The organism is Marinobacter sp. AC-23 (assembly GCF_001858325.1).
Lineage (GTDB): Bacteria > Pseudomonadota > Gammaproteobacteria > Pseudomonadales > Oleiphilaceae > Marinobacter.
In genome coordinates this window covers 119,907-143,805 of the sequence record NZ_MBPP01000067.1, presented here as the reverse complement: position 1 = coordinate 143,805, position 23,899 = coordinate 119,907, and the positions used below count along the sequence as shown (strand labels likewise).

The following is a 23,899-nucleotide window of genomic DNA, read 5'->3' as shown; positions in this document are numbered from 1 at the left end:
TTACATATCCTGGCATTCGCTGGTTAAGATGAAACGGCTACCGAATTTGTAGAATGCTGGATTAAGAGGTTCCGCCATGGTCGATTTCAGACCACTTCTATTTTTGAATGCTCTGGCTCTTATGCTTTTGGTTACGGCTGGCTTTGCGTCGGTTCGTGATGAGTTACCCACTGAAGAAACTACTCAGCAAACTGTGCAAAACAGCCAATCGCCAAAGGCGGTCCGCAAACCAGCGGCGGAGCTCCCACCACCAGCCATTGCCGAGGCTCCGATCGCTGATCCCGCGCCTGCAGTTGAGACTGTAGCCGAGACCGCGATCAAACCTGAAGCTGAACCGGAACAACCAGCAGTTAGCATTGAGCCTTTCCGCATGCCCCAGTTCCCGGAAGAACCCCTTCAAGTTGCTTCAGCTGAGCCCCTAGCCGCCATGGGCGACTACACGGCGGTTGCACAAAAACCCGCTCCCGAGGAGGCTCAGGCCCCAACCCCAACCCCAACTACCGGCGCTCTTATTCTGCGCTCGAACGTAGTGGGAGATCATGTTGACATAAATGGCAAAGCTTATGGCCAAACTCGCCTCGATCTTGAGCTGGCCCCCGGGAAATATGACATTACGATAAGTAAGGCTGGCTTCAAACCCTGGCAACAAACTGTCGCATTAGGTGCCGGCAATGAGCTTACGCTGGTAGGCAAACTGGAAGCCTACACCACCGTCAACTACCAGAACGGCTCTTGGGTAGGTGGTGTAAAAACCGGTGACGGAACCTATGAAGACAGCGACGGCCTAAGATACGAAGGTCATTTTATAGACGGCGCCTTTCACGGCGCAGGGGCAGCGTGGTACCCCGATGGCAGCCGTTATGAAGGCGACTGGGAGGACGGCAAGCGCACCGGCGAAGGCGTGTGGCGCGAAGCAGACGGCTCTAATTATACCGGCCAGTTTAAGGAAAATGCGTTTCATGGCCAGGGTACGCTCACGCTTACCAATGGTGATATCCTGACCGGACAATGGTCACAGGGGCGGCTGAACGGCCATGGGTCCCAGGCCACCGCCGAGGGCATGCTATACGTAGGAAACTTCCGCAACAGCGACTTCCACGGACGCGGCACTCTCACCTACCCCGATGGCCGCCATTATGAAGGCGACTTTTCCAATGGCACCTTCCATGGCAGCGGCTCGGAAGTTTTTGCCAACGGCAAGAAATACGAAGGCGAATACATCGAAGGCAAGTTCCACGGAAATGGTTTACTAAGCAACCCGAATGGCAGCTCTATCGAGGCAACTTTCCGCCACGGTGAACCCTATGGCAGGTACGCCTGACCACAGCGGCCGGTGAGTTGTTCACCGCCCGTACGTCAGAGCCCGGCGTGTGTTATCGGGACAAAAGCTACAGGGCAACACAGTGCCCGAAATTGGAAGGCTGGTAACTCTAGCCCGATATCCAACGCGATTGAAGTAACAGCTTGAGGTAGTGAGATGGCGATCAAAAATGCTCTTTTGGTAGACGACTCCAAGGTGGCCAGGTTTGCACTAAGCAAATTGCTGGAACACCGTGACATGCAGGTGAACATGGCCTGCTCTGCCGAAGAGGCTCTGGACTTTCTCAGTAGCAATGAGCATCCGGATGTCATTTTTATGGATCATCTGATGCCTGGAATGAACGGCGTGGAAGCCACCAAGGCTATCAAGAGCAACCCGAACACCGCTGGCATACCGATCATTATGTGTACCTCTCAAAAGTCGTCTTCGTTCACAAAAGAAGCGAGAAATTTTGGGGTCTACAACATTCTGACCAAACCAACACAACCTGACGGGCTAGGCTTGGTGCTCGAGCAGTTGGCAATCGACGTAACCGAGGGGGCGTTACCCACCGCACCCCTGATTGATTCAGAGCCCGAAGTGGACAACTACTTCACAGGGATCCCAGAAGACGCGTCGCTGGACATGTCACCACGCCAAACGGAAGACGAGCCAGTGCTCAATGGCAGCAGCTCATCTGGCACCGTGCCCCTCACAAGCGACCTGATCGAGCAAATTTCCCGCTCTGCTGTCAAAACTCACGTCAATAACCGCCTTCACGAACTACTTAGCTCTTTGTTTGATGAGCAGTTCGATCACCTGAAGCGGGCCCTGGATGAATCCCGCAGCAAGCAAGAAAGCATGATTGAAGAGCGCCTGAATGCCATGAGCTCAATGGTAGAGCAGCGCACCCAAAATCTGCGTGATGAAGTAGCAGCCGAGGTAAACCTCAATCTGGGCCGGGAACTTGCGGATCTCAAAAAGGAGCTCTCGCGAAACTCTGGCTTCACCGGCAACCACATGGCTGAGCTGAAAGACCACATAACCAGCGTTCAGACCATCGATACTGAGTTCTGGCAGACACTGCAATCTGAAGCCATACAGCAAGCCCACGAAATCTCCCGCGAGACAGCTGAAGACATTGCGCAGCGCACGATTGACTTATTTGTGGCGCAGCAGCGCTCCGCATCCTCCAGAATTTACACCGTAGGGCTAGCCGTTAGTCTTGGCGTGTTTAGTCTGGGAATTGCCTGGCTTGCAGGCCTATTCGGCTAAGCGCCTCGCGAATCCTTGCCCAATCTTCTGGCGTGTCTATGTCTTCATGGACACCCGGAATATTCAGCCGGGTAGCCTTAGCTTTAGCCAGCACGCTGCCAGCCCCCCTATCTCCCTCCAGTGCCAGTACCTCAGGCCATAGCCACCTAGGCAAATAAGCGGGAACACCCGGGCGCCGCCCATAATCCGCCGCAGCCGGTAACCCAGGGAAGCATCTCGCTGCCTCGCCAAAAGCCCTGAGGGCCTCTTTGTCAAGCAGTGGTTGATCTGCAACCAACACAAACACACCCTTTGCTCGCGGCCCTACGCTGCGAATACCCGCCGCCAATGAGGTGGCCACCCCCTCATTCCAATCAGCTACGGGCACCCACCGAGAAGGCTGCATACGACAGCGAAAGCGAACCAACGGATACCATGCACCGCACACAACGCGTACATCCCGGCTGAGCAACCTGCCCTGGCCAATCGCACAATCCAGCAGCGTACGCTTGCGCCCATCGCCTTCACTCAGAGCAAGCAGCGCCTTGGGGCGCCCAAAACGCCGGGAAGCACCAGCTGCGAGAATAAGTGCCGGAAATTCCTGATCGATGTCATGGCGAGAGGCAGTTATGATGTCGCTCCTGATTAACAGATGAAAATGAAAACAGTGGCAAAAATCGACTCAGACCAAAAGCCTGATCGGCCACTCATTGGGGATTTTTGCTAGAATCCTCACATCATTCAACCATACCTGCCCGGAAATTTGATGAACCACCTGTTTGTAGACAACCTCACCGTTATTGATTTCGCTTATCTAGACGCCACCCGTGGGCTGGTAGGCGAGAGCTGGATTGCCGACGTTGTACTAGGAGGTGAGCTTGATGACCAGGGCATGGTATTCGATTTCAGCAATGTGAAGCGCACTATAAAGCGCATTATCGACGAGCGTGTGGATCACCGATTGGTGATCCCCCGAGGCTATGAAGGCCTCTCTTGGGATCAGGACACACCCGACATTTTCACTTGGGCCCTTACCGACGGCAGCCACATTGTGCATCGTTCACCGGATGAAGCCATCGTATGGCTCTGCGCAGAACGAGTTGATAAAGCTGAAGTGGCTGCATTGCTTGAGCGTGAGTTGATGGCCGTGCTACCAGCGAACGTAACCTCCGTGGCGATCAATCTTCGGGAGGACGCCATTGAAGGCGCTTACTATCACTATGTTCATGGCTTGAAAAAGCACTTGGGAAATTGCCAGCGCATAGCCCACGGCCACCGCTCACCTATTCGCGTTGACCGCAATGGAAAACGCGATGAAGAGCTGGAACACTCTTGGGCCAAGCTATGGCAAGACATCTATGTGGGCTCTGAGGAAGATGTCGTACGCCGCCATGTTGAAGAAGACGGCGTGGCTTACATAACCTTTGAATATGAAGCCAACCAGGGCGAGTTTGCCCTGACCCTGCCTGAAAAGCGCGTTTACATGATGAACACAGATACCACAGTCGAGTTCATTGCCGCACACATTGCTGATCAGCTAAAAGCAGATTTCCCATCAGACACTATTCTGGTGAAAGCCTACGAAGGCGTTGGCAAAGGCGCCATAGCCTCACGTTAATACAGGCACAAAAAAACCGCCCGAAGGCGGTTTTTTTGATGGCTATCCGGTGGACTAAACCGTCAAGCCGTATTGGCGTCCCCTAGGGGGTTCGAACCCCTGTTGCCGCCGTGAAAGGGCGGAGTCCTAGGCCACTAGACGAAGGGGACTAGAAATTGGTGGAGCCAGACGGGATCGAACCGTCGACCTCAACACTGCCAGTGTTGCGCTCTCCCAGCTGAGCTATGGCCCCCAACGGATGCGTATACTAAGGATCCGCCCTACGGGCGTCAACCTTTAGCCCCACTTTTTTTCAGTTTTCTGAACTTCCCTGCCCATACCGTTCATTTCTTCACCAAAATGCCTACGAAGCACCCAGCGCTGCGTACTCTTTTTCCACCTTCTTGGTTTCTTTCTTGGAAAAACCACCCAGCAATTCCAAAGCTTTACGCAAACGGGCACGGGTCATGTCCGGGCCCAGCATGTCCATCGAATCCATAACAGACCAGGAATTTGGAGTGCCTGCAATGGCAACAAACACAGAAAACATGAAGTCACCCATTTTCAAATCCATGGCTTTGGCCAGGAATTTGATATCGGCAAAGATAGTGTCCTTGCTCCAATGGCGCTGCGCTTCCAACTTCCACAAGGTGAACTGGAGTACCCGCTTGATCTGACTTTCCTCCAGTTTATGGTGAGCAAAGTCTTCCGACTTCAGGTCCAGCATGCCAGAGAACATAAACCCGGCCATGGGCGCCACATCAGAGAACACTTCTGCCCTGCCCTTGATATGCGGCACCAAAGCTTTAAGCGCGTCGTCATTGAACCACCACTGGCGCATGCGCTCGACAAACTGATCTTCTGTTAGTTCGTCGCGCAACCACTGGCCGTTGAGCCAACGCAGTTTCTCCACATCGAAAACCGGACCACCGAGGGACACTCGTTGAATGTCGAAGTTTGCGATCATTTCATCCAGAGTGAACTTTTCGCGCTCATCCGGCATGGACCAGCCCATGCGTCCCAGGTAGTTGGTAACGGCTTCTGGCAAAAAGCCCATACGCTCGTAAAAGTTAATGCTGGTGGGGTTTTTGCGTTTGGACAGTTTGCTCTTATCCGGGTTACGCAGCAGCGGAAGATGGCAAAGCACTGGCATTTCCCAGCCAAAATACTCATACAAAAGTTTGTGCTTGGGAGCAGAGTTAATCCACTCCTCACCACGCAGCACGTGGGTGATTTCCATCAAATGGTCGTCAACCACGTTAGCCAGGTGGTAAGTCGGCATGCCATCGGATTTCAACAGAATCTGACAATCCACCTGTGCCCAATCGATTTCAATGGTGCCCCGGAGCATGTCATCTATTTCGCAGGTGCCTCATCGGGTACTTTCATGCGAATGACGTAGGATTCACCGGCATCCAGGCGGCGCTTGACCTCTTCTTGAGAGATTTCAAGATTCCCTTTAATACCAGGGTTCAGGCCTTGTGCCTTGCGCTCCTCACGAATGGTATCCAGCTCTTCTGGGGTGCGGAAACAATAAAATGCATGGCCAGCCGTAACCAGGTCTTCCGCGTACTGGGCGTACGAATGTTTGCGTTCAGATTGGCGATACGGCCCATGAGGCCCGCCTACATCGGGGCCTTCATCCCAGTTCAGGCCAAGCCAGCGTAATGCACTGAGGATATCCTGTTCGGATTCCGCCGTGCTGCGTGCTTGATCCGTATCTTCTATACGCAGAATGAATTGTCCGCCATGCTGCCGAGCAAAACACAGGTTGAACAGGGCCACGTAAGCGGTACCAACGTGTGGATCACCGGTGGGTGATGGGGCAATTCGGGTACGTACAGTCATGAAACCTTCCTGAAGATCGGTGGCCGTTTGATAAGCCAAGCATTATACCGGCCCCGGCAATATTTCGCATGACCACCAAGGGTATCATTGCACTGATCCTTTGCGGCACTTGAAATTTTGTAGCCTCACCATCAATATTGTTATATTATAACATTCCAAATGAATCAGACTCCCGCCACCATGCGCTTCGCCAAAACAGTAACCTCTTTAGCCCTGAGCGCCAGCGCGCTTCTCTATTGCAATAGCGCTCTTGCAGAGCCCCACATACTGACCTCCATAAAGCCACTGGAGCTTTTAGTGCGCGCTATAGCTACAGACGACATGCACACAAGCACCTTGGTACCAGCAGGTTCGAGCCCTCACAATTACTCCATGACACCCTCGAAGCGCCGGGCACTGGAAAACGCAGATATTATTTTCTGGGTAGGCCCGGAAATGGAAACCTTCTTAAGCCGCCTGCTAACCGGCAGCGAATTTGGTGATCGTTCAATCACACTTATGGGGCCTGGCTCCGACGCTGGACACGTGGACGCTGCCGACCTACCACGCGACCATGAAGGCGAAAGCCATGAGCATGGCCACGGGGGCGATGAAGATCCGCACATCTGGGTAGATCCGCAAATGGCACTTACCATGCAGAAGCCATCCGCGATGCCCTGGCGCAACTGGAAGGAGCAAACAAACTGGCCCTGGATAACAACCTGGAAACATTCCGGGCATCCATTGCAGCCAAAGAAGAGCAGATCCGTACGCAGCTGAAACCCCTACAGAATGCCAGCCTGTTTGCGTACCACAGTGCTTTCACCCGGTTTGCGGGGCATTACAATTTGAACGTTGAGGGCGTACTGACACTCAACCCGGAGCTGTCGCCGGGAGCCCGGCACATTGCCGGTGTTCAAAACAAGTTGCGCAGTGCAGATCATCCCTGCCTGCTCACTGAGCCACAATTCAATCGGCAATGGTGGCACTCCATAACCGAAGGGCTGGACGTGACATTCAGTACCTGGGACCCGCTGGCCACAGATATTGATGCAACCGCGAACGGTTACACAGCTTTCCAACAAAGCATCGCCGATGCTGTATTCAAATGTTTACCAGAGAATACTGAGCATTAATGGAATGGACACGATGGCCAGAAGCGTCTGGCCACTGATTATGCCCGCCATTAGCGGCGCATCGCCGCCTAGTTGCCGAGCTAGGATATAAGCCGAGGTTGCCGTTGGAAGCGTGGCTAGAAGCACCGCAACCTGCACTAATGTGCCCTCAAGGCCCAGTAGAAGAGCAAGGCCTGCAGCCATCAATGGAAACAACACCAACTTCAATACGGAAGACACCACAAACGGCACCGACCCGCCTCGCAGGGCCTTAAGCTGAAGCCCTGCACCCACCGTCATCAGCCCCATGGGCAGGGCCAGATTACTCAGGGGCTCAAGTGTGCCAGCAAGAAGCGGGTGAAAACCAATCTCGAAAAAGCTCCAGATAACACCAAGAACCGATCCGATTATCAGCGGGTTTGATGCGATAGCGCGCAATACGGGCGCAAGCCGAACCGAGCCCTGAGTTGCCACCAGCGAGAACATTACAATACACAGCAGGTTCAGCAGTGGCACCATGATGGCAACCGCAACGGCGGTGAGTGACAGCCCGTCATCACCCAGCAGCATTCCCCCTGCAGCAAGGCCCACGTAGGAATTAAACCGAATAGCACCTTGGTATACCGAAGAAAACACCGGCCCCTGCCAGCGCCAGAAAAACTGCGCAGCAACCAACACCAGAGTCATCACCAGCAGCATGGAGCCAATAAGCAAGAGGGTATCGCCATAGGCTGAAGCTGGCAGCCGGGCCTGTCCCAGCTTATAAACCAACATGGCGGGGAATAGAACGTAGTAGGTAAAGCGCTCCGCCTGAGGCCAGAACTCAATCGACGGGAATGCCCAGCGCCTGAATAGGTGCCCTAGTACAATCAGCGCAAAAATAGGCACAAGCGCCTGAACCATAACCGGCATACCGAATACTCCAGCCTCAGCAACTCATAATGAATGTCTATCCCAAACGATAAACCGAGAAGTCCCGGAGCATAACAGATGGCCAATAACCCGTCCCGGGGCAGCTGTTCGTGCAAAGCCATATGCCCACAGTCATCTCCGCTAGTGGTCAGCACGCGCCATGCCTGCCAGAATAATTCCCACTGTGCCGCCACACTTTATTTAAATTCTATCGCCAGCTTCAGGGAGCACCCATGCAATCCGATTCCGAGACACAACCAACGCCGGAACCCAACATTAAATCAGAGCCCACCCAAGAACAGGGCAAGGCAACCCAAATCATTCATAACCGCCGTCACAAGGATAATTTTGGCAGCCCTTACTCGCCGGTTTACAACACCACTACGTACCGCTTCCCGGATACAGCCTCCCTGCAAGAGGTCATCGAAGGCCGTGCGCCAGGTAATTTATATACACGCTGGGGGACTAATCCGTCCATTCAGGAATTAGAACAGGGGCTGGCAGGCCTTGAGGGTGCAGAAGATGGACTTGCCTTTGCCTCAGGCATGGCGGCCATCTCGGCATCCTTATTTGCCCATGGCCGTAATGGTATTGTTTGCGTTGGTGATCTTTACGGCGGTACACAGGAGCTACTGACCAAGCACCTGGAACCCCTGGGCATTCCCGTTACCTTCCTACTTCGGCATGAACCCGCCCAGCTTGCCAGCGCCCTGAACAAACCCGGCATGCTGGTATACTGCGAATCGCCGGCCAACCCGACTTTGAGCATACTGAACATTCGGGCGCTCGCACAGCAATCCCATGCCAAAGGCGCCCTTCTCGCAGTGGACAACACCTTTGCCTCACCCGTGAACCAACGGCCGTTATCGCTAGGTGCGGATCTGAGTCTCCATAGCGCCAGCAAATTCCTTGGTGGGCACAGCGACATCACTGCCGGCGCAGTCATGGCCTCTGCAGAGCGCATTAAACCCATCGCCTTGTGGCGGAAAAACCTCGGCCAGATTCTGGCTCCGGAAACCGCTGCCTTGCTTTCGCGTAGCTTGAGAACCTTGCCTGTGCGGGTAAGGCAGCACAACGAGAATGCCCTGGCCGTTGCCCGTGCGATGGAAAGCCACCCGGCGATCAAACGAGTACTCTACCCGGGGCTGCCTGAGTTTCCCGGCCACAGCTTAGCCGCGCAGCAAATGGATGGGTTCGGGGGCGTGTTGACCATAGAGATCAAGGGGGGGCGGGAACAGGCCATCAAAGTCGCGGACAGCCTGCAGGTCTTCCTGCTAGCCACCAGTTTGGGTGGGGTAGAAAGCCTGGTTTCTCAGCCGTGCGCTACAAGCCACCACGGCATCAGCCGCGAGGAGCGGGAACGTCGTGGCATAACCGACAGTATGCTGCGCCTGTCTGTTGGGCTGGAAGATGCAAAAGACCTGATAGCAGATCTTCAACAGGCACTTAGCCAGCTATAAGTCACCGTTATTCAGAAAGTCGCGAAGGGCCACAGCGTTGTTGTGCTCTGTGTCCTTGGCGGCGAACACCAACGTGATGCGTTTGTGCTCTTTTACAATTGACTGCAGTTTTTTCAGGTCGTCTGCAGCCTCTGCGTTCTTCAACTCTTTCAAGTACCGCTGCCGAAACTCTTCCCATTTCTCAGGGTCATGATCAAACCACTTTCGCAGCTCAGTAGACGGCGACAGCCCTTTCAGCCAAGCCTCAAGTTCTGCATCCTCCTTGGCAACACCACGGGGCCATATTCGATCGACCAGAATACGTGGGCCATCAGAACGCGCGGCGTCTTCGTAAGCTCTTTTGATTCGAATTTCCATCATCAAACCTCCGTTTTACCCGTCAGAAACACCGACACCGGTTAGACAAGATCATCCGGATTTAACTGTTCTACCGAAGTTTTACCCAGCAGTGCAAGGGTCAGCTCCACCTCATAGCGGAAGTTTTCCAGCATACGGGAAACACCCATTTCGCCCCCGGCTGCCAACGCATAGGCCCATGCACGGCCCACCAGACAGGCGTTCGCACCAAGACAAAGCGCCCGCACAACATCTTGGCCAGACCGCACTCCACCGTCGAACAGAATCTCGGTTTTTCCGGACACGGCTTCTACGATGGCTGGCAACGCCGAGATGGTTGAGGGTGCGCCATCGAGCTGCCTGCCTCCATGGTTAGAAACAACAATGCCATCCGCTCCCACGTCCACCGCAGAACGGGCGTCGTCGGGATCCATAATCCCCTTGATAACAAGCTTGCCTGGCCAGTGCTGCCGCACCCATTCCAGATCTTTCCAGGTAACAGACGCATCAAATTGTTGATCCACCCAGGCTTTAAAATCCTCAGGATTACGGCCCGAAGGTACGGCATCGGAGAGATTGCCGAAGGTAAGAGGCTTGCCTTTGATGGCAACATCCCAAAGCCAAAGGGGGTGCGAAAGCAGATCAGACAGCTTTTGGACTTTGCCCCACGCAGAAAGGCCGCCATTCATACCGTTACGCACATCCCGGTAGCGCACGCCAAGCTTGGGAAGGTCCACGGTAAACACCAGCGTGGTGTATCCGGCTTTGTGTGCGCGATCGAGCAGCGCTTCGGAATAGCCTCTGTCTTTCAGAACGTAAAGCTGAAACCAATTAGCCGAGCGGGTCGCCGCAGCAACTTCCTCCAGCGAACAGATCGATACCGTGCTCAGGCAAAACGGTACACCGCCCCTCTGCGCTGCCCGAGCCACCTGAACTTCTCCCCGCCGTGCGAGCATGCCGGCCAAACCCACAGGCGCAAGTACTAACGGCTGTGCAACATCTTGACCCAGTATTCGCGTGGTTACTGAAGCGCTGGAAACGTCCCGCATTACCCGCTGGCGAAAGTGCAGACGCTGGAAATCCTCCGTGTTCTCTCTAAGAGTCTGTTCCGAAAAAGCGCCGCCATCAAAGTAGTCGAACATCATCTGGGGCAAGCGAGCTTGGGCAAGCTTGCGGTTATCCGTTGTATTTGCGGGTGTAATCATGGCGCTGTGCATTCTCCGTTTTTGCTAGCAATTCCAGATCTACAAAGAGGAACCAGATTTATGGACTCAATCATCGTACAACTCTACCGCTATAACCCGGAAACAGACAACGCTCCCTATGTGCAGGACGTGGAAGTGGATTCCAGTTAACGTATGGTTCTGGATCTTATGGAGCATGTGATAACTCGAGACACTGCACCGCCTATTGCCCTAAAGGTCTTAACCCCATGAAGCAAATTGGCCGGATCAAAGCTATGCTTGTCCGACACCAAATCTAAACTGGGGGTTAATGCATAGTAATCTGATTTTGTCGGCAAATGGCGCGCAAGTGTTTACACTTCTTTGCTGACTGATCCAAAAACACAAACAGATCCCTAACAGGAGCAGCCCAATGCAAGCAATCCGATCCTACACCCAGTCCGTTTCAGCAATCATGGCGTTGGTAATGGTATTGAGTTCCATGTGGGCAATTCCTGCCTCTGCCAACATTGTCGGCACCGGCGAACTCCTGACTGAACAGCGCGCAGATGTAGACCGCGAGGCTCTGATGGGCATGCTCGAGCGCGAAGATGTAAAAAGCACGCTGGCGAGCATGGGCGTTGGCGAACAGGAAGTGCGAGACAGAATTCAAAGCCTCACCCCTTCTGAGCTTGCAGACTTCCAACAGCAGCTTGCCGAAGCGCCTACTGGTGAAGGTGTGGTAGGTATAATTGTATTGTTCCTGTTGGTTTTCATCATTACAGACATGCTGTGCGCAACGGATATCTTCCCGTTTATCAACTGCATCCGCTAACCGGCATTGCCGTGCACGCTTTCCGGCTGAACCCGGCCCGGCTCATTTTGGTGGCGCTCCTGGGAGTGATGCTCTCAGGCTGCGCCAGCCAACCAAAATGGCCAGACACCTTTGACGCGGTAACGCTCACCGACGTGCCATTTCACCCCCAAGAGCGCTATCAGTGTGCCCTGCTTCACTTGCGATGATGCTCAACGCACAGGATGTGGCGGCTACGCCTGATGAATTGGTGAGCAAGGTATACCTGCCGGAGCGAAAAGGTGCCTTGCAGGTCGAGATGGTGGCGGCAGCTCGCCAATACGGAATGCTGGTATATCCGCTAGCGCCGGAACTGGAAGCTGTGCTTCAGGAAGTTCGGGCCGGGCATCCGGTTCTGGTTCTACAAAACCTGCGCTTTGGTTGGTGGCCGCAATGGCACTTTGCCGTGGTGACTGGTTATGACAGCAAAAAAGAAGTGCTGATACTGCATTCGGGCACAGAAGAGAATTACCGCCTACCAGTCAGAGCATTTATGGCGACCTGGAAGCGCTCGGAACAGTGGGCCCGGGTAATCCTGCCACCAGGTCAGCTTCCAGCAACGGCCGAACCGCTCACTTTTTTGATGGCGGCCCACGATTTGGAAACAACCCAACAGACAAGAGCCGCGAAATCTGCGTACAAAGCAGCCGCGGAAGCTTGGCCAGATCAGCCCGCAGCCATGCTTGGCCTGGGAAACCTGGCTTATCAGCAAGGCCATTGGTCAGAAGCGGAAGAATATTATCGCGCCATGACCAAAAGATTTCCTGACATAAGCGCCGGCTGGAACAATCTGGCCGAGGCTTTATCCAAACAGGGCAAAGACGAGGAGTCTTTTGCAATGCTGAACAAAGCCCAGGAAGCAAAGAAACGCTCACAAAAGCAGGGCTCTGATTAACCGGTCTCGGTGGGGCTGTCCACTTCCGGCTCTTTACCTAAAAACAGTTTCTCAAGATTCAGCAGGCCGTCCTGGATAAGATTGAAGCCTTCATCAATCTCCGCACCAAGCGTCTCATTCATCATGTCCAGAGCCACGATTTGATCCCGAGCTTCCGCATAACCTTTCTCAATGCCCGCTCGGGCCTGAGACATTAAATCCGCCAGCTTCTCCACATCGGCACCAGCGTCTGCCTCCGCTTGCAGGCGGTTCTGAACGAACCCGAGAATCACGCTGGCAACATCAGAGGCGGTTGGTGGCTGGGCTTGAGCGGCGTATTTATCGGCCCCGGATACGGCTTTATTCTGGCCGCCCATGGCTTCTTGCAACCGCTGCTCTATGCGAGCGCGCATAACATTAATAGCGTCTGCTGGCGTACGGATAGAAGCCTGCTTATCGGTACCCACCCCTGGGGTTACCCGACCAGCGGGCGTGGCCTGAGACAAACCTGCATTCATTCGACCGGTCACATCCGGCCCACGACCAATAATTGGCGCTACCATAGCCTTTACCTCCTGCAAGGAACTATATGTAACGGTTATCGGCAGGTGCCAACTTGGCCTTAAGACCGATTGGTTATAAAGCGCTCAAGCCTTGGTCGGTTTATCCTTATTTTTTTATCCAGTGCTCATCCACTTGGATGTACTGTCCAGAAGGCGTTTTCTCGACCGCTTTTTGCCCAGCTACGGTCTCCACTTTGGTTACCGCAATGCCGTGTTTTTCAGCGATTTTTTTGTAAGCTTCACGCCGGGCGTCGTTGATTGCACTCGCAATCTCCTTTGCCTTCTGGTCAGAGCCTACAGGGGCGAGATAGCCGGTTGTCGTTTCGCCCACAAGGCCTTGGCTTTTTGCAGATTCGAGGGCGTTTTTCGCTGCATCCAAACTCATGGCCATTGCCGGAAAAGCCAGGCAAGTGGCTAAAATCAGAGCGCTGAATCGGGCAAATAATGTCATGGTTAACTCCCTAATAATTCGTTTTGTACAAAACACCAAGGCAATCAGAACAGGCCCTTTTCGCTAAACAGCTCGTCCACGTCTTTATCGACCTTCACGTAAATTTCATGCTTAATTTTTACGTTCAAGTTCACGGTAATCGGCTCCTTAGGCGCAGCCACCTGAACGGTCGGGGTACAAGCTATCAATAAGCTACCCATAATCAAGCCCGCTAACAGTGCGGACGCACGCTGGGGAAACCTCGAACCAAATTGCGTCATATCGGTGTACTCCTTTGTTACCCTCTACTCTAACAGGTCGCCTGAATCGCGCTCACGCTTCTGCAGTAATTTTTTGACTCTTTCCGCCACGGCGTCACTCACTCTGCCGCTTAACTGCAGGCTGGTAAGCAACGCAGGAATGTTCTCTTCCAGATTGATATTCAGTACCACCGGCCGGCCGTTGCCAACTTCCGGACTGTTGCCTTCAAGGTGAAGTTTTAACAGCAGGGTACCGTCTTCATCATAGTCGATACCGCTATCCAGCACAGAGTACCGGAAATCTTCCAGCGCTTGGGCCACCAGCTTCATGGCCTCGCTCTGACTGGCCAGCGCCTTCAACCGCTCAGCCGTCAGCTGTATCCGGCCGCCAGGTTTTAGCGCATCAATACGGCCCTGTTTTACCCGTATCCCAGTGGCGGGGTTAAACAACACGGGTACAGTGCCACTAAGGATTCCTGTGCCTGCTAACCCTTCCGTCGGGTATAACTGCAGAAGGCGCGCGAGGCTAAGCTGCGCGAGCTCAACAGGAATCGTCACCGGTGCCTGCGACAGATCCCAGCTTCCTGGCTGAACTTTTATGTCTCCGTTCAAAGCCCCCGAACTCGCCTGTTCCAGAGTTAGCTGCCCAGTAGCAAGCTGTGCCAGAGGTGCTTTGTAGTGTCCGGCCAAGAGCACAGGCCCAATTGGCAACCCGGGGTTCACTTCCGCTACTGTCAGCTCTGGTGTTGTCACACTTATAAGATCGTCTTTAATAAAAAACTCTACCAAACCATTCAGCCGGCTCCAGGCTGTGCGATCGTATGTGCCGCTCCAATCAGCAAACACCAGCTTTCCCGCTAATCGCACCTCCCCATTTTGCGGCTGTTCATAAGTGGCATTAGCACTGACGGTGCCGCCTGCTACCGTATGCTCTGGCGGCCAAATCGAGAAGATATCGGATAAAGCCTCGGCTTCCTGCTCGCCGCTCACCCGCATCTTACCCTCAAGCGTAAAAGGCCCGCCGTATGGAGCACCTACATCAAGATTTACGGTTGTTCCGGTTTTCGCTTTCAGCAACCCCACAACCCCCGTGCCAGCCAGATCGCTATTCACTCTGCCGTTGAACTGCCAGGATTGCGGAAGTAGCAGAGGGTGCCTAACCTGCTTTGCATTCAGGCCAATGGGGCCGTCGAGGCTTAGGTTATTGAGCTTGCCCTGCTCCCACCGGTAACCCGCTTTCAGTTCGGTGTTGGCAAGATCGATGTGAAAATTTTTGACCTGCATTTCCTTCGCCGTTGCCGCCGCTCCGGAAAGTGGCTTAAGCGTGTCAACTTCGAGAACCGAAGACGCACCGAGCCTCAAGGCCGCAGCGGTGGTATCCAGCCTGCCAGACAACGCCACTCGCACCTTGGGGTTGGTCAATAACCAGCCAGCCACTTCCAACTCTGGCAAGGCAGCGTTTAGCTGGGTTGTGCCCAACTGAACTGCCCACGGGGCTCTGGTGGTTACCGCGAGATGCGAGTTCATGGAAACATTTGCGCCTCCACGTGTGCGCAACACGATATTCAGCGGCAAAAAGGCTCGCTCCATGCCGGCTTCTGCAGGTGGGGGATTTTGGCCGTCTGGTGCCATTGCATTACTCGGGCGAACCGACAGGTTCAGTGAGTCTGGCCGCATCAGTTCGGGTATCTTGTTGATCCACGCCGCCGGATGACTCAGGGCCAGATCCGCCTGCAAGGTTTCTGGCTGCCATTGGCCTTGTTCAGCCGTCAACGCCACCTCCAGGTTACCGCTGATCTTTCCCAGCCGGGCGCCGGCCAGGGTTGCGGCAATCTCGCCTGGATCTTCACATTCCCCGACACCTGCGCCAGGAATTTTCGGCTTACGGGGCCCTGCAACGACCAGCTGGCAGCCACCGACCCGGCCTCTGGCTGCTCTGGCCAATGCTCAGTGGGCGTACTTTGCCAAGCTTGCAGCCAGGCCAGCAACCAATCTGTTTGCGGCAAATCCGGCACGGAAACAGAACCCTGCCAAGACACCACCCCCTGTGCATTGGTGTTGCTGTAACTCGACTCTGCCGTTAAGTAACGCGTGCCATCAATAGTCAGTTCTGAAGAAAAGTTCAGGTCTGCATCCCAGGCGCCATCAAGCGTGGCTAGAACACCTACCTGATGCCCTTCATGATCAAGCTGCACATTGGCTTTAATGGGAAAGCGTGAGTTTGCGGCGGCAAGCGACGGAGAAGTGCCACCCGCCGTGGGTAACGAACTGGTAATCGAAAAACTGCCTGCCAGAGGACAACTGCCTGTTTCACAAGGTACAGTTACTTCAAATTGCTGAACAGCTACCTCCGAAGGTAGCCAAGCCGGCAGCTCTGGCGGCCAGGGCGCAGGTTGTCGCGGCTCCGCTGTGCTCTGCTCTTCGGGCTTTGTCTGCCAGTTGAGCTCCAGGTGCTCGGCCTTCAGCGCCGTCAACTGTGGCAGCCACCCTTGCCCAAACTTTGGCCAGCGCCAATCCAGCGACACACTCCGGCCGTGCAGCTCCACCTCTCTCGCCGGCAAGGACTGGGTAAGTGTTAAGTCACGTAGCGTTGCACCACTGAAAGACAGGTCCAGGCCCTGCCATTCCAGCGTTTCAACACCGTTCTGCTGCAGCAGGTCGTTCCAGGCGTAGCGGACTGCCACCAGGCTCACAATTAAAATGAACACCCAAACGGCGAACAATCCCCAGCCAAGCGGTTTCCAGGCAATGCGCATTGAGGGCTGTCTCCCGACCCTTTACCGGTTTAAAGATGCAGCCGACCCAAGATAGTCACTGCACCCGAAAAGGGTACAGTAACTGCTTACTTTCGCCGAAGCTATTTCACCTGAATATCGTCGCCTATTTCGTCATTCCTGGAAGCCGGAGCACAATAGACGGGAAGACACAGTGCCCAGGAACAACCGTGGTACGCCACCAATAATGGCAAATACAATACCCAAACTGCCCAAGATGAAGGCCTGCGGGCAAGGCTCCCTTGATGAGGTAGCGATCCGTCATCTCGCCGCTCTGTTTGACGAGTATTGCCTGCAAACCGGACTGAATTCCTCAGCCATGCTGAAAGCCGCAAGGCTGCCAACGGATACTCTGGCGAACCCCGAAAGCCTGATTCCGTACTTGCGTTTTCTCAACCTGTTAGAACACTGCGCCGAAAAATCCGGAAACCCATTGTTTGGCCTTGAGTATGGGCTGTACCAGGGTGTTGCCATTTTCGGCCCCATTCTCTATCTGATTCAGAACGCACGCACGGTTGGGGAGTCACTGCAGGAACTGGCGTACTACTACCACCTGTATTCCAGCGGTGCCTATGTCGGGTTTGAACGACAGGGAGACCTGCTTATTCCAGCTATAACCAGGGCAATCAGGATGGGGCGCCTCTGAGACACATTTCCGAACTGGCCATGGGTGTCGCGCGCCGGTTGCAGCACCCGAAAATCCATGGCCCAGCGCTACCTGACAGATTCTGATGTCAGCCTGACCCAACTCGCAGACCTTCTGGGTTACTCCGAGCTGAGCGCCTTCTCTCGGGCATTTCAGCGCTGGTTTGGCCAAAGCCCACGAGCCTGGAAACAGGCCCAGGGAGGCCAGAAACATTTGCGGCGTCGTATCCCGCGAACATTCCCGAGAGGCCATACTTTTGCTGGACGAAGACCTTCCATGGGTAAGCCTGCCCGATGGCTCAAAGCTGCAGGTACTCCAGGTGGATCTGAACCAGAACCTCTGGGTCGTGCGAAACCGCTTCAAGCCGGGTTTCGGCATAGATACCCACTACCACACCGGTCCGGTCTTTGCAGTCACCATGTCTGGCGAATGGTTCTATCAGGAGTACCCAGACAAAATCAACAAGGCGGGCTCCTATCTGTACGAACCCGCCCAATCCCTGCATACCTTGACCGTTTCTGATGACGCCACAGAAGATGCCGTGGTGTGGTTTGCTATTTTCGGGAGCAACGTCATCGTTTTCGGTGAGTAATTCGGAGCAAAACATGCGCGACATTAAAACTGCATTCGTTACCGGTGCTGGCGCCCGTATTGGAATGGGTCGGACATGCCCGCAAACAAAAAGAGCGCCCACCCATAACCCGGCAGTCTTACCGACTTATGGGTGGTCCCAATGAGTTTTCGACAGAAAAATGCGAGAAATTGCTAGGCTACAAACCGGTGTGCAGTTTTGAGCAGGCCATGCAAGAGCTGGCGGATGAGTTCGGGGCCGCTACCCTTACCCGTTAGTATCTTCGGGGCGTCTGGCGCACATTCTTAGCACTTTACAGCTGATATTCAGCTCAATATCCGCTGTAACATTTACCAATTTGAACTGGCTCCAGGGAACAGCTATCCATGCGTCCAACGCACCGAACTCATCGGCACCCAACGTCAACTTCACGTATTCAATACGACCGCTGCTGGGGTTAAGAACGATATCGTGTATGTGCCCAAGAACCTCGCCTTCGCGATTCTTAACGGAATTATTGAGCAACCGGCTTAATTCAACACTGGCAAGTCTGTGCGGCATAACACACCCGCGCTTGTTTGTGACGCCCTTTCAGCACCAACGGTTCTATGAACCTCAGTGATGCAGATTATAAGCCAACGTTTGACTGCCTATAACAAACAGGCAGTGAGCTCAAATATCGAGCCGAGAAAAGTGTATTGATTACGCAATGTGGAGGTGACCAGCCTTATGCTTTGTATTCTTTAAGGCGGTTGTAGAGTGTTTTCAAGCTGATTCCAAGCTCTTTTGCAGCAACCGTTTTGTTGCCGTTATGGTGCAGCAGTGTCGCCAGAATTATATTCCGCTCGACATCATCAAGTGTCTGGCCAGCTGTTAATCGGAGATCATCCGAAGCTGTCGGCTGTTCAGCCATAAAATTGTGAGGTAAATCGTCCACGGAGATTTCGCTACCCGCCAACAAAAAAGCCCGTATCACAACGTTCCGCAACTCACGTACATTGCCGGGCCAACGGTAGATGCGGAATACATCCAATACTTCGTCAGAAAACTCCTTTTTGATACCTGTGACTTCGCACTGCTCGCAAAGGAATGCCTGGGCCAAGTCCACAACGTCTTCTCCACGCTCACGCAAAGAAGGAATCTCCAATGAAAACTGAGCGGTCCGATAATATAGGTCCTGGCGAAGTTGCCCTTCCTGTATGGCCTCCTTCAGATCTCTGTTGCTTGAAGCAATAACGCGTACATCGCATGATTGCATTTTCTCCGCGCCCACTGGCTGAAATGATCGCGATTCCAACACACGCAAGAGCTTCACCTGCAATTCGAGCCTCATCTCTGTTAATTCATCAAGAAACAGAGTGCCCCCCTCAGCTTGTGCAAAAAGCCCGTTATGGGCACCGCTAGCGCCAGTAAAAGCACCTTTTGCGTGCCCAAACAACTCGCTTTCGGCCAAATCGGCCGCGATTGCGCCACAGTTAACCGCAACATAAGGGCAATGATTTCGTTGAGAAAGCGCGTGAATAGTGCGAGCAACCAGATCTTTACCCGTACCACTCTCGCCGCTTAAGAAAACAGAAATATCTGCAGGCGCGACTTTTCGAAGGGTTTTGTACAAATGCTCCATCGGCGGGGACTCTCCTATCAAAAGCCCGCGTCCGCTTTGATGTACAGTTCTGGTGCTGGCACTGCCGCTCTCGCAACTCATCTCCTGCTTGTATAGTTCCAACGCCGCCGCCAGCCTGTTCAGGTGACCTGGGTACTCGAAAAAATCCCGAGCCCCAATCCTCATACCTTCTGCGGCCTGAACATAGGAAGGAGAACTGCTCATGAGAAATATCTGGGTTACATCGGCGATATTGGAATGAGCCAAAAACGTAAAGAGCTTGGCCCGGCTACTCAAATCATTCCCATCCAGGTTGATCAGCAACACTTCGGGCCGCGCCCTGAGAATGATATCTCGCGCTTGCTCGGTGCCACTAACCGAGGTCACAGAAAATTCATGGCATTTAAAAATCTCACTAATCTGCGTGAGAATTTTGGGATCATTATCAACCAGCAATGCATGAGGCACAGATTTTCCTTAATCCTGCAGCCTGTCCAAAGAATGCACCAGGCCGGCGGTTGTACACTTCACCAGTTGTAAGTTGAGTACACCCACGTTTATCTCTTCCCATACCTACGATAACAATATAGTCGATATTAACGAGATCGCACCACATAAAAGCCGGTAAAAACCACCATATTTTCAGCGCTTAAACACTGCAACCTGTTGTTATTTTCGCTAACAACAGCGTTAACTCATAACAGCGGTTGGCACAGACACCGCTTAGGTATAGCTAGCCTGCCGGACATTTATCAGCGGGAAGAGTTTTCCGGCGTTATGAAAGAACGCTACGGGAAGAGCAAAGAAGAGGCTGAACAGGAGTTCGACAAATTGCGTGACAGCGATAGCTGATTGCATGCCTGATAGCTGGGTCGCAATGCGACCCAGCGACTCCATCGTGTAAACGCCGCACCAATGTGATAAATCGTTACTTTTTGTAAAAATTACCCTGCACTATGTAAGCCTTACACAGCCATCTGTATCAAAGCAAACATCTGCTGTCTGCTGTGTTCACAGAATTTGTGTGCTGCTGCCAATGGTTGTTTTCACCAGTTCCTGCTGCTCCCGGGTAACGCAATGCGCCACAACGCCCCAGAGGCCTGTATCCGTGGCCATACGTGTTTTTTCTATTAATAGGTCATGATCCGGTCTCAGAGATACTGTGCCAGCGAGAAGAACGGCAACTATAGGATACAAGAGGCCCAAGGCGACAAAGGTCATCACGGAGCTCGACCGAACCACTGCCAGGCCGATGGCACCCAGTAACGCCGCGATTGTCAGCCCGACCACCAAGCCTATCAACCCCAACACCACAAACTTACTAAACAGCGCCTGGGCAATTCCGTGCGCTTCGGGTTCAATTTTACGCGCGATATTCGGGTCATTTGGCCGCACAACCCGGATTTGCTCAAGGGGTATCCCTGCGAGTTTCAGCGATTCAGCCACACGGCATGCGGCCACCTGGTTATCGAACTCTGCACTGATTTTATGGAAATACTGCTCCTCCAACACGGCATCACGTTCAAACATGGGGACACCTCCGTAAACGCTCTGTTCGTGAGTAATACGAAGTAACCAGCAAGATACGTACCGCGTGCAGCGACACTCCACTTCGATAGCAAACTGCAACCTGTATTTTTGTGGCACAAGGATTGCTCAAATCTACTAACGTCGACCCATAAAAGCAGTTGACGAAACAGACGGCAGTTAGGAGATGAGTTATGAAAAGCTATATAGCGTTAATTGCAGGTCTCACGTTGGCAGGAGCTTCTGTGGTGTATGCAGCTGATGACGGCAAGATGAAGTCTGACAGCAAAGCAACCACCACCGAGCAGCACAGCCCACAAAGCAAACTGAGTTCTATGAGCCCGGATGACCTTGAGGGCATGGACATTTACAACGACTCAAAAGAAGAAATCGGAGATATTGACGAAATCGTTAAAGATAAGTCCGGGCAGCACATGGCCGTCATCGGCCTCAAAGACAGCATGAAGGAGGTGGCCGTGCCACTGGATACACTTTCAATGTCCAGTGACGGCGAAACACTCACTACCGACATGAGCCAAAAGGAATTGCTGGCGCTGCCAGATTACGACCCCATGGATATGGAAAGCGTAGATGAGTAAGTGAATGTCTTCGCACGCCAGTAGGTCTGTGTTACCTCGCGCCGCCAGCGTTTCGGTATTTGGACGGCGCGGATTACCGACACAAAACACAGAATATTAGCGGATGCGCAGGCCTTATTATCTCTCCGAGCAAAGCCAGGCTATTCCGGGCCAGGAGGGCAAAATGGACTCGTCATTCGATTACAATAACGGCCTCTGCAAGAGGGCAGGAAAACTGCAGAGCTACGCTGTTCTTATAACCGGCGCAGACAGCGGTCTTGGTCGCGCGATCGCCGTTGCTTACGCAAGAGAAGGCGCAAATATCGCATTTACGTATATGAAGGAATACACAGACGCGGCAGTGACTGCGGACCTGATCCGGGGCACCGGAGCTTCAGTGTTCGCCTTACAAATGGATAAGGCCGGGCACCATGCCTGTGAGAATGTCATACGCCAAGTCGTTGAAACCTTCGGCCACATAGACATTTTCATAAACAATGCCGCGCACCCGCAAACCTACCGTGAATTGGAAGAGCTTGCAGACGACGAGCTGGAAGATACCTTAAAAACCAACATTGCCGGTACCATCGAGTTCTGCTGCGCTGTATTAAAGCATCTTCCTCCAGGCGGCAGCATTATCAACACCACGTCTATTGATGTCGTCAAACCAAGTAATGGCCTCCCGCCGTATGCTGCGACCAATGCCGCGCTTGCCAACCTCACTGCGGCGCTGGCAAAAGACGCTATTGGCAGAGGCGTTAAAGTGAAGATAAAACCTGCAGACTTCAGGCCAAATTATAAAGAAACACAATCGCGATCCCTGCCGGTGTCACGTACTTCAGTATCACCATGAAGGCTTTAAAGGCACTGCCTTGCAGACCGATATCCTCTGCCAACCCTTCGCGTCGGATAGCCCAACCTGCAAACAGCGCAATCGCAAGCCCTCCAAGAGGCATCATAACGTTAGAAACCAGAAAATCGAGCAGATCGAATACTGTTTTGCCTTCAAAAAAGCCGATGAAACCCAACGGGTGAACATCGCTCCATAGGTTGAAGGACAGCACTGTGCCTATACCAATTACCCAAACAGCAAAACCGCCGCCCACGGCACTTTTAACCCGGCTTGCGCCCTTGTGTTCTTCGAGCCATTCAACAACCGGCTCCAGCATGGAAATGGCCGACGTAATGGCAGCCACCAGCAGCAGCGCAAAGAAGATGGCGCCAAACACAATGCCGCCGCCCATTTGCCCGAACGCCAGTGGCAAGGTGACAAATATAAGACCTGGCCCCGCGCCCGCTTCAAGGCCGTTGGCAAAAACCAGCGGGAAAATAGCAAGCCCTGCAAGCAAAGCCACACTGGTATCCAGTACCGCGATGGTCATGGCAGTTTTGGCAATATTAATGTTTTTAGGCAGGTAGGAGCCATAGGCCATCAGTACACCGATACCAATACTAAGCGTAAAGGCTGCATGGCCAAGGGCAACCAACACACCTTCCGTTGTCAGGCGGCTAAAATCTGGCGAGAACATAAAATTGACAGCACGGCCAAAGCTGCCGCTGCTCATGGCATAAAACACCATCACGATGAGCAGTAAGAAAAGCAAAGGCATTAACATGTTGACGGCTTTTTCCAGGCCAGAACGAATGCCGCGGCCTACTATAAACACAACAATGCCCATAAAGACTGTGTGCCAGAACAACAGCTCCCACGGGTTTGCCAACAGGTCGTTGAACTGACTGCCTACGGCTTCTGCATCCGCGCCAACAAACGTCCCGATCGCCGCTTTACCAATATAAACCAGCGCCCAGCCGCCAATCACTGCATAGAAGGAAAGCACGAGAAAGGAGCAACCACGCCGTTCCAGCCAATTATACGCCAGCCTTTGGATGTGCCCTCCGTTTTTGTGAGGGTGCGCATAGTCGCAACCGGGCTTTGCCCGCCCCGGCGGCCAATCATGATTTCTGCAATCAGAACCGGCACGCCAATCAGAAAAATACAGGCGAGGTAAACCAGTACAAAAGCGCCACCACCGTTCTCACCGGTGATATAGGGGAACTTCCAGATATTGCCAAGCCCAACGGCTGAGCCGGCAGCAGCAAGAACAAAGGCCATTTTAGAGGTCCAGAGGTTGCTGGCCTGCTGATGGGGATGAACCGTCTCACTCATTGTGTTCTCCGAATAGTTGTTTTTGTCGGATCGTCATAATGCAAAGCCTCTGGGAACGAGGCTCTGATTCGCTATCGTGTTCGGAAATA

At 53.5% G+C, this 23,899-nt stretch carries 25 protein-coding genes, 2 tRNA genes and 3 pseudogenes; 13 read left to right on the top strand and 17 right to left on the bottom strand.

The genetic code is table 11. The features are described from left to right. Positions 1 to 76: 76 nt before the first annotated feature. Both BCA33_RS17405 and BCA33_RS17400 read left to right on the top strand, forming a co-directional pair. Positions 77 to 1,321 (top strand): MORN repeat-containing protein, encoded by a 1,245-nt coding sequence (locus BCA33_RS17405; protein ID WP_254774553.1) that lies wholly within the window; start codon positions 77 to 79, stop codon positions 1,319 to 1,321. Between the two features lie 156 nt (positions 1,322 to 1,477). Continuing rightward, positions 1,478 to 2,575: a response regulator gene (locus BCA33_RS17400; RefSeq protein ID WP_071267833.1), complete on the top strand. Its 1,098-nt coding sequence runs from the start codon at positions 1,478 to 1,480 to the stop codon at positions 2,573 to 2,575. Here BCA33_RS17400 and BCA33_RS19995 read toward each other — a convergent pair. Then, complete coding sequence (locus BCA33_RS19995) at positions 2,535 to 3,140, bottom strand: nucleotidyltransferase family protein (protein WP_292272905.1); 606 nt, start codon at positions 3,138 to 3,140, stop codon at positions 2,535 to 2,537. The two genes, BCA33_RS17400 and BCA33_RS19995, sit on opposite strands and share 41 nt — an antisense overlap. Before the next feature lie 180 nt (positions 3,141 to 3,320). Between BCA33_RS19995 and BCA33_RS17390 the strand changes: the two genes are divergently transcribed. Continuing rightward, positions 3,321 to 4,172: a 6-carboxytetrahydropterin synthase gene (locus BCA33_RS17390; protein ID WP_071267829.1), complete on the top strand. Its 852-nt coding sequence runs from the start codon at positions 3,321 to 3,323 to the stop codon at positions 4,170 to 4,172. 73 nt (positions 4,173 to 4,245) lie between these two features. On the opposite strand, the gene BCA33_RS17385 is transcribed toward BCA33_RS17390, so the two are convergent. The 3 genes and pseudogenes from BCA33_RS17385 to gltX all read right to left on the bottom strand — a co-directional run bounded on the left by BCA33_RS17385 (position 4,246) and on the right by gltX (position 5,999). After that, positions 4,246 to 4,321 (bottom strand) — tRNA-Glu (locus BCA33_RS17385). Between the two features lie 7 nt (positions 4,322 to 4,328). After that, positions 4,329 to 4,404, bottom strand: a tRNA-Ala gene (locus tag BCA33_RS17380). A gap of 111 nt (positions 4,405 to 4,515) precedes the next feature. Further along, positions 4,516 to 5,999: pseudogene (gene gltX, locus BCA33_RS17375) on the bottom strand (glutamate--tRNA ligase). A gap of 159 nt (positions 6,000 to 6,158) precedes the next feature. Here gltX and BCA33_RS17370 point away from each other — a divergent pair. After that, positions 6,159 to 7,114 (top strand): annotated as a pseudogene (locus BCA33_RS17370) (zinc ABC transporter substrate-binding protein). Here the strand turns inward: BCA33_RS17370 and BCA33_RS17365 are convergent. After that, the gene (locus BCA33_RS17365; protein ID WP_071267827.1) at positions 7,091 to 8,005 is read right to left on the bottom strand and encodes an AEC family transporter; all 915 of its coding nucleotides are present in this window, start codon (positions 8,003 to 8,005) and stop codon (positions 7,091 to 7,093) included. The pseudogene BCA33_RS17370 and the gene BCA33_RS17365 sit on opposite strands and share 24 nt — an antisense overlap. Positions 8,006 to 8,238: 233 nt before the next feature. Here BCA33_RS17365 and BCA33_RS17360 point away from each other — a divergent pair, with 233 nt between their 5' ends. Next, on the top strand, positions 8,239 to 9,465 hold the full coding sequence (locus BCA33_RS17360; RefSeq protein ID WP_083394810.1) for a PLP-dependent aspartate aminotransferase family protein: 1,227 nt from the start codon (positions 8,239 to 8,241) through the stop codon (positions 9,463 to 9,465). On the opposite strand, the gene BCA33_RS17355 is transcribed toward BCA33_RS17360, so the two are convergent. Together BCA33_RS17355 and BCA33_RS17350 are read right to left on the bottom strand one after the other, a co-directional pair. Further along, positions 9,460 to 9,825 (bottom strand): DUF488 domain-containing protein, encoded by a 366-nt coding sequence (locus BCA33_RS17355; protein ID WP_368087266.1) that lies wholly within the window; start codon positions 9,823 to 9,825, stop codon positions 9,460 to 9,462. The genes BCA33_RS17360 and BCA33_RS17355 overlap by 6 nt on opposite strands. 38 nt (positions 9,826 to 9,863) lie before the next feature. Further along, a complete protein-coding gene (locus tag BCA33_RS17350) occupies positions 9,864 to 11,006 on the bottom strand; it encodes an L-lactate dehydrogenase (RefSeq protein WP_071267889.1) in 1,143 nt (380 codons plus the stop codon). A gap of 391 nt (positions 11,007 to 11,397) precedes the next feature. Between BCA33_RS17350 and BCA33_RS17345 the strand changes: the two genes are divergently transcribed. Then, positions 11,398 to 11,799, top strand: a complete 402-nt coding sequence (locus BCA33_RS17345; protein WP_071267825.1) for a PA2779 family protein — start codon at positions 11,398 to 11,400, stop codon at positions 11,797 to 11,799. Positions 11,800 to 11,962: 163 nt separating this feature from the next. Then, positions 11,963 to 12,712 carry a PA2778 family cysteine peptidase gene (locus BCA33_RS17340; protein ID WP_254774552.1) on the top strand — a complete coding sequence of 250 codons (750 nt, stop codon included), beginning with the start codon at positions 11,963 to 11,965 and terminating at the stop codon, positions 12,710 to 12,712. Here the strand turns inward: BCA33_RS17340 and BCA33_RS17335 are convergent. The 5 genes from BCA33_RS17335 to BCA33_RS19985 form a co-directional block, all read right to left on the bottom strand. Beyond that, entirely contained in the window at positions 12,709 to 13,254 is a 546-nt protein-coding gene (locus BCA33_RS17335) for a DUF5610 domain-containing protein (protein WP_071267823.1), read from the bottom strand. The genes BCA33_RS17340 and BCA33_RS17335 overlap by 4 nt on opposite strands. A gap of 106 nt (positions 13,255 to 13,360) precedes the next feature. After that, entirely contained in the window at positions 13,361 to 13,705 is a 345-nt protein-coding gene (locus BCA33_RS17330) for a YdbL family protein (protein ID WP_071267821.1), read from the bottom strand. 44 nt (positions 13,706 to 13,749) lie between these two features. Beyond that, positions 13,750 to 13,965 carry a YnbE family lipoprotein gene (locus BCA33_RS17325; RefSeq protein ID WP_071267819.1) on the bottom strand — a complete coding sequence of 72 codons (216 nt, stop codon included), beginning with the start codon at positions 13,963 to 13,965 and terminating at the stop codon, positions 13,750 to 13,752. A gap of 24 nt (positions 13,966 to 13,989) precedes the next feature. Then, positions 13,990 to 15,717, bottom strand: coding sequence for a YdbH domain-containing protein (locus BCA33_RS19990; RefSeq protein WP_083394809.1), 1,728 nt, complete (start codon positions 15,715 to 15,717; stop codon positions 13,990 to 13,992). Further along, on the bottom strand, positions 15,714 to 16,700 hold the full coding sequence (locus BCA33_RS19985) for a hypothetical protein (protein WP_083394808.1): 987 nt from the start codon (positions 16,698 to 16,700) through the stop codon (positions 15,714 to 15,716). Before BCA33_RS19985 ends, BCA33_RS19990 begins: the two co-directional genes overlap by 4 nt. A 172-nt stretch (positions 16,701 to 16,872) precedes the next feature. Here BCA33_RS19985 and BCA33_RS17315 point away from each other — a divergent pair, with 172 nt between their 5' ends. The 4 genes and pseudogenes from BCA33_RS17315 (at position 16,873) to BCA33_RS20320 (ending at position 18,213) form a co-directional block, all read left to right on the top strand. Next, positions 16,873 to 17,364, top strand: coding sequence for an AraC family transcriptional regulator ligand-binding domain-containing protein (locus BCA33_RS17315; protein ID WP_139173045.1), 492 nt, complete (start codon positions 16,873 to 16,875; stop codon positions 17,362 to 17,364). Between the two features lie 57 nt (positions 17,365 to 17,421). Next, a pseudogene (locus BCA33_RS22280) lies at positions 17,422 to 17,502 on the top strand (hypothetical protein); the annotation flags it as partial. Positions 17,503 to 17,527: 25 nt separating this feature from the next. After that, on the top strand, positions 17,528 to 17,956 hold the full coding sequence (locus BCA33_RS17310) for a 2,4'-dihydroxyacetophenone dioxygenase family protein (RefSeq protein WP_071267815.1): 429 nt from the start codon (positions 17,528 to 17,530) through the stop codon (positions 17,954 to 17,956). 59 nt (positions 17,957 to 18,015) lie between these two features. Beyond that, complete coding sequence (locus tag BCA33_RS20320; RefSeq protein ID WP_139173044.1) at positions 18,016 to 18,213, top strand: hypothetical protein; 198 nt, start codon at positions 18,016 to 18,018, stop codon at positions 18,211 to 18,213. On the opposite strand, the gene BCA33_RS17305 is transcribed toward BCA33_RS20320, so the two are convergent. From BCA33_RS17305 to BCA33_RS17295, 3 genes are all read right to left on the bottom strand, one after another. Then, complete coding sequence (locus tag BCA33_RS17305; RefSeq protein WP_071267813.1) at positions 18,203 to 18,496, bottom strand: PRC-barrel domain-containing protein; 294 nt, start codon at positions 18,494 to 18,496, stop codon at positions 18,203 to 18,205. The two genes, BCA33_RS20320 and BCA33_RS17305, sit on opposite strands and share 11 nt — an antisense overlap. A 166-nt stretch (positions 18,497 to 18,662) precedes the next feature. Continuing rightward, a complete protein-coding gene (locus tag BCA33_RS17300; protein ID WP_071267811.1) occupies positions 18,663 to 20,006 on the bottom strand; it encodes a sigma-54 dependent transcriptional regulator in 1,344 nt (447 codons plus the stop codon). 543 nt (positions 20,007 to 20,549) lie between these two features. Next, positions 20,550 to 21,068, bottom strand: a complete 519-nt coding sequence (locus tag BCA33_RS17295) for a hypothetical protein (protein WP_071267809.1) — start codon at positions 21,066 to 21,068, stop codon at positions 20,550 to 20,552. A 191-nt stretch (positions 21,069 to 21,259) separates the two neighbouring features. Between BCA33_RS17295 and BCA33_RS17290 the strand changes: the two genes are divergently transcribed. Together BCA33_RS17290 and BCA33_RS17285 are read left to right on the top strand one after the other, a co-directional pair. Next, on the top strand, positions 21,260 to 21,664 hold the full coding sequence (locus tag BCA33_RS17290) for a PRC-barrel domain-containing protein (protein ID WP_071267807.1): 405 nt from the start codon (positions 21,260 to 21,262) through the stop codon (positions 21,662 to 21,664). A gap of 163 nt (positions 21,665 to 21,827) precedes the next feature. Further along, the gene (locus tag BCA33_RS17285; protein WP_071267805.1) at positions 21,828 to 22,496 is read left to right on the top strand and encodes an SDR family NAD(P)-dependent oxidoreductase; all 669 of its coding nucleotides are present in this window, start codon (positions 21,828 to 21,830) and stop codon (positions 22,494 to 22,496) included. Here the strand turns inward: BCA33_RS17285 and BCA33_RS17280 are convergent. Further along, on the bottom strand, positions 22,429 to 23,481 hold the full coding sequence (locus BCA33_RS17280; RefSeq protein WP_368087265.1) for a sodium-dependent transporter: 1,053 nt from the start codon (positions 23,479 to 23,481) through the stop codon (positions 22,429 to 22,431). The two genes, BCA33_RS17285 and BCA33_RS17280, sit on opposite strands and share 68 nt — an antisense overlap. After that, complete coding sequence (locus BCA33_RS22920; RefSeq protein ID WP_368087264.1) at positions 23,460 to 23,810, bottom strand: hypothetical protein; 351 nt, start codon at positions 23,808 to 23,810, stop codon at positions 23,460 to 23,462. Before BCA33_RS22920 ends, BCA33_RS17280 begins: the two co-directional genes overlap by 22 nt. Positions 23,811 to 23,899: the final 89 nt, after the last annotated feature.

What these genes read in the sequence shown, in the direction of transcription:
- BCA33_RS17365 (WP_071267827.1), bottom strand. Translation starts at nt 8,005, where the DNA reads ATGCCGGTTATGGTTCAGGCGCTTGTGCCTATTTTTGCGCTGATTGTA.
- BCA33_RS17360 (WP_083394810.1), top strand. Translation starts at nt 8,239, where the DNA reads ATGCAATCCGATTCCGAGACACAACCAACGCCGGAACCCAACATTAAA.
- BCA33_RS19985 (WP_083394808.1), bottom strand. Translation starts at nt 16,700, where the DNA reads ATGCGCATTGCCTGGAAACCGCTTGGCTGGGGATTGTTCGCCGTTTGG.
- BCA33_RS17290 (WP_071267807.1), top strand. Translation starts at nt 21,260, where the DNA reads ATGAAAAGCTATATAGCGTTAATTGCAGGTCTCACGTTGGCAGGAGCT.
- BCA33_RS17295 (WP_071267809.1), bottom strand. Translation starts at nt 21,068, where the DNA reads ATGTTTGAACGTGATGCCGTGTTGGAGGAGCAGTATTTCCATAAAATC.
- BCA33_RS17350 (WP_071267889.1), bottom strand. Translation starts at nt 11,006, where the DNA reads ATGATTACACCCGCAAATACAACGGATAACCGCAAGCTTGCCCAAGCT.
- BCA33_RS17285 (WP_071267805.1), top strand. Translation starts at nt 21,828, where the DNA reads ATGGACTCGTCATTCGATTACAATAACGGCCTCTGCAAGAGGGCAGGA.
- BCA33_RS17325 (WP_071267819.1), bottom strand. Translation starts at nt 13,965, where the DNA reads ATGACGCAATTTGGTTCGAGGTTTCCCCAGCGTGCGTCCGCACTGTTA.
- BCA33_RS17330 (WP_071267821.1), bottom strand. Translation starts at nt 13,705, where the DNA reads ATGACATTATTTGCCCGATTCAGCGCTCTGATTTTAGCCACTTGCCTG.
- BCA33_RS17335 (WP_071267823.1), bottom strand. Translation starts at nt 13,254, where the DNA reads ATGGTAGCGCCAATTATTGGTCGTGGGCCGGATGTGACCGGTCGAATG.
- BCA33_RS22920 (WP_368087264.1), bottom strand. Translation starts at nt 23,810, where the DNA reads ATGAGTGAGACGGTTCATCCCCATCAGCAGGCCAGCAACCTCTGGACC.
- BCA33_RS17390 (WP_071267829.1), top strand. Translation starts at nt 3,321, where the DNA reads ATGAACCACCTGTTTGTAGACAACCTCACCGTTATTGATTTCGCTTAT.
- BCA33_RS17345 (WP_071267825.1), top strand. Translation starts at nt 11,398, where the DNA reads ATGCAAGCAATCCGATCCTACACCCAGTCCGTTTCAGCAATCATGGCG.
- BCA33_RS17400 (WP_071267833.1), top strand. Translation starts at nt 1,478, where the DNA reads ATGGCGATCAAAAATGCTCTTTTGGTAGACGACTCCAAGGTGGCCAGG.
- BCA33_RS17305 (WP_071267813.1), bottom strand. Translation starts at nt 18,496, where the DNA reads ATGCCGCACAGACTTGCCAGTGTTGAATTAAGCCGGTTGCTCAATAAT.
- BCA33_RS17355 (WP_368087266.1), bottom strand. Translation starts at nt 9,825, where the DNA reads ATGATGGAAATTCGAATCAAAAGAGCTTACGAAGACGCCGCGCGTTCT.
- BCA33_RS17405 (WP_254774553.1), top strand. Translation starts at nt 77, where the DNA reads ATGGTCGATTTCAGACCACTTCTATTTTTGAATGCTCTGGCTCTTATG.